The following is a 3,842-nucleotide window of genomic DNA, read 5'->3' as shown; positions in this document are numbered from 1 at the left end:
GAGCAAACAGTGAAGAATTATCCAAATATATAGAAGACGCAGTTGCAGGTGCAAAAGATATAATTGCAGAAATAATTTCGGATAACCCACAACACCGTATGTACATATTAAGCGTCATTCAAAATCACTCAGAAATTACATCGACTGAGAAAAAGGAACACGATGACAAAACGCAAATTTTTGAAATGTATTATGACTATAGTGAACGCGTAAAAACAATACCATCGCACCGTATACTTGCAATGAATCGTGGAGAGAAAGAAGATGTGTTACGCATCGGTTTCCAACATGATGACGATAAAATTACGAGTTATTTATACCGTCAAGAATTAAAAGAAAAAAGTAAAACAAAGCAATTGATAGAAGAAACGATCGACGATAGTTTAAAACGTTTAATTTTACCAAGTTTAGAACGTGAAATACGTAATGAGTTAACGAAAAAAGGGGAAACGCATGCGGTAAATATTTTCGAAGAAAACCTAAAGAGTTTACTTCTACAACCACCACTTAAAAATCATACGATTTTAGGTGTCGACCCAGCGTTTCGAACAGGGTGTAAGCTTGCAGTTATCGATTCAAACGGTAAGTTTTTAGAGAAGAATGTTATTTATCCTCACAGCTCTAAAAACACGGATAAAAGCGAAGCGATTTTTAAAGAAATTATTGAAGAAAATAAAGTCACATTAATTGCGATTGGTAACGGAACAGCATCGAGAGAGACTGAAGAATTCGTTGCAAACTTTTTAAAGAAATATAAAATAGAAGTGCCGTTTATTATCGTAAATGAAGCGGGTGCTTCTGTGTATTCAGCGTCGGACGTAGCACGTGAAGAATTCCCAGATTTTGAAGTAGAAGAGAGAAGTGCGGTATCGATTGCCCGTCGTATTCAAGATCCACTTGCTGAACTCGTAAAAATCGACCCGAAATCATTAGGAATCGGACAGTATCAACACGATATTAACCAAAAATTCTTAAATGAGTCATTAGATTTTGTCGTTGAAACAGCAGTAAACCAAGTTGGTGTAGATGTAAACACTGCGTCTTACAAATTACTAGAACACGTTTCAGGATTAAATAAAACAATTTCAAAAAACATTGTAGAGTATAGAGAGACTGAAGGGATTACAAAACGATCAGACCTTAAAAAAGTAAAAAGACTAGGACCGAAAACATTTGAGCAAGCTGTCGGATTTTTAAGAATTGTCGGTGGAGAAGAACCACTCGACCAAACGCCAATTCACCCGGAGCAATATAAAAACACATATGCATTACTAAAATCAGTTGGTGCATCGATAGATGAGCTCGGTGAAGAGAGTATTAAGGAAAAGTTAAATACACTCGATAAACGTAAATATAGTGAAGAAAATGATATCGGACTTCCGACATTAAACGATATTATCGATAGTTTAATTGCGCCTTTAAGAGACATCCGAGATAAGTACGATACACCGATTTTAAAAAGTGACGTGTTAGAACTTTCGGATTTAAAAGAAGGTATGAAGCTATCTGGAACAGTAAGAAATGTTACAGACTTCGGAGCATTCGTTGACATCGGAGTCGGCCAAGATGGACTTGTCCATATTTCACAACTAGCTAATCGATATGTAAAACATCCGCTCGACGTTGTAAGTAGTGGAGATATTGTTGAAGTATCTGTTTTATCAGTAGACGAAAAGAAAAATAGAATATCATTAACGATGAAAAAGTAATTAAAAAAGAGTGAAGCATTTGCTTCACTCTTTAGTTATTTATATTAGTCTTTTTTTACTTGTACTGGTTTACCTTCGAATGGGTGATCTCCATTTACAAGGTCAACATCGTTGATGTCGATGCCGAGTGCCTCTGCGACACCTTTACCGTACTCTTCGTCTGCTTGGTAACAGTTGAAGATGTGACGTTTTTTAATGTGCTCTTCAACGCCTGCCATTTCAATTGCAGTGTTTTTGAAGATCGTTTGTTTACCTTCTTCAGATTGAAGACGGAATAATTTACCTGGTTGCTCGTAGTAGTTATCGTCGTCTTCACGGAAGTCGTACTCATATACTTGACCGAGCTCTAAGTTTAATTCAGGTTGTTTTGCATCTTTTTGTGAATTGTGTGCACCGTAACTATTTGGATAATAGTTGATATGTGAGCCTAAGTTGCCGTCAACTCTCATCGCACCGTCACGGCTGAATGGACATACGTTTGTCGCACCTTTTGGTGAGTTTACTGGAATTTGGTGGTGGTTTACACCTAAGCGGTAACGCTGAGTATCTCCATATGAGAATAAACGACCTTGTAACATTTTGTCTGGTGAGAATCCAAGACCAGGAACGATGTTAGTTGGTGCAAACGCTGCTTGTTCTACTTCTGCGAAGTAGTTCTCAGGGTTTTTATTTAACTCAAACTCACCAACTTCGATTAATGGGAATTCACCTTTATACCATACTTTTGTTAAATCGAACGGGTTATGGTAATGATTTCTTGCTTCTTCTTCAGTCATTACTTGGATGAACATTTTCCATTTAGGGAAGTCTCCATCTTCAATCGCGTTGTATAGGTCACGTTGTGAAGATTCACGGTCTTTACCGACAACATCTACTGCTTCTTCAGCAGTGTAGTTACGAATACCTTGTTGTGTTCTAAAGTGGAATTTCACCCATACACGTTCGTTATCTTCGTTAATCATCGCGTAAGTGTGTGAACCGAATCCATGCATATGACGGAAGTCTGACGGGATACCACGGTCAGTCATAAGAATTGTTACTTGGTGTAACGCTTCAGGTAATGACGTCCAGAAATCCCACTGAGAATTCGGGTTATTCACGTTTGTACGTGGATCACGTTTAACAACGTGGTTTAAGCTTGGGAATAACTTAGGATCACGGAAGAAGAATACAGGTGTGTTGTTACCAACTAAGTCCCAGTTACCTTCTTCAGTGTAGAACTTAAGTGCAAATCCACGAATATCACGTTCAGCGTCAGCTGCACCGCGTTCACCAGCTACAGTTGAGAAACGAGCGAACATTTCTGTTTTCTTACCAACTTCTGAGAAAATCTTTGCTTTCGTATATTTAGTAATATCATTTGTTACTGTGAATGTACCGTAAGCACCAGATCCTTTAGCGTGCATACGACGCTCTGGAATTACTTCGCGGTCGAAGTGTGCCATCATATCTAAGAAATAAGGATCTTGCATAACGATTGGACCACGTGGGCCAACAGTCATTGTGTTCTCACGGTCACCTACAGGGTTACCGAATAGAGTCGTTAACTTTTGTTCTTCAGGGTTATAGTGTTTTGACATAATTAACCTCCAAAATTAAATTAGAATAATTCTAAATAAAGTATAGCACATTAAATTTTGACTTGCAAATTCGACAGAATAATAATTCCCTCATTATATAGAAGTAAAACATACATTATTTAAAAGAAGATATTTAGTATGGATGTTGATAAAAATAAAAAGTATTGAGAAATCTAAATAATCGTATTGACAGAGAAATGTAAAGAGAATATAATAGATATCGTTATCTTAATAAGCGGTTGTGGCGGAATCGGCAGACGCGCTAGGTTGAGGGCCTAGTGGGAGTTTATCCCGTGGAGGTTCAAGTCCTCTCAGCCGCATATACATTTTTGTTTGCATTAAGTTAAACGATTGTGTATAATAATTAGGCGTCAACTTAACAACTAGTTGCGCAGATAAAATAAAATAAAAAACTTTAACTTTTCTATTGACTTAGTTTTTCAACTCTGTATAATAGTAAGAGTTGAAACGAAAACGCGGGTGTAGTTTAGTGGTAAAACCTCAGACTTCCAATCTGATGTCGGGAGTTCGATTCTCCTCACCCGCTCCATTA

At 37.5% G+C, this 3,842-nt stretch carries 1 protein-coding gene, 2 tRNA genes and 1 pseudogene; 3 read left to right on the top strand and 1 reads right to left on the bottom strand.

The window, feature by feature from the left end:
* Nucleotides 1-1,709 (top strand): annotated as a pseudogene (locus HMPREF2767_RS01210) (helix-hairpin-helix domain-containing protein); the annotation flags it as partial.
* A 44-nt stretch (nt 1,710-1,753) separates the two neighbouring features.
* Here the strand turns inward: HMPREF2767_RS01210 and HMPREF2767_RS01205 are convergent.
* Nucleotides 1,754-3,289 (bottom strand): catalase, encoded by a 1,536-nt coding sequence (locus HMPREF2767_RS01205; protein WP_068128505.1) that lies wholly within the window; start codon nt 3,287-3,289, stop codon nt 1,754-1,756.
* A 235-nt stretch (nt 3,290-3,524) separates the two neighbouring features.
* Here HMPREF2767_RS01205 and HMPREF2767_RS01200 point away from each other — a divergent pair.
* A tRNA-Leu gene (locus tag HMPREF2767_RS01200) sits at nt 3,525-3,609 on the top strand.
* A 156-nt stretch (nt 3,610-3,765) separates the two neighbouring features.
* Nucleotides 3,766-3,839, top strand: a tRNA-Gly gene (locus tag HMPREF2767_RS01195).
* Nucleotides 3,840-3,842 lie beyond the last annotated feature (3 nt).

The organism is Nosocomiicoccus sp. HMSC067E10 (genome assembly GCF_001810835.1).
Classification (GTDB): domain Bacteria; phylum Bacillota; class Bacilli; order Staphylococcales; family Salinicoccaceae; genus Nosocomiicoccus; species Nosocomiicoccus ampullae_A.
Note: the sequence above shows the minus strand (reverse complement) of the source record. Positions and strands in the feature narration are given on the sequence as shown.

Bases quoted from the DNA above. Each gene is read 5' to 3' on its own strand.
- HMPREF2767_RS01205 (WP_068128505.1), bottom strand. From the start codon at position 3,289: ATGTCAAAACACTATAACCCTGAAGAACAAAAGTTAACGACTCTATTC.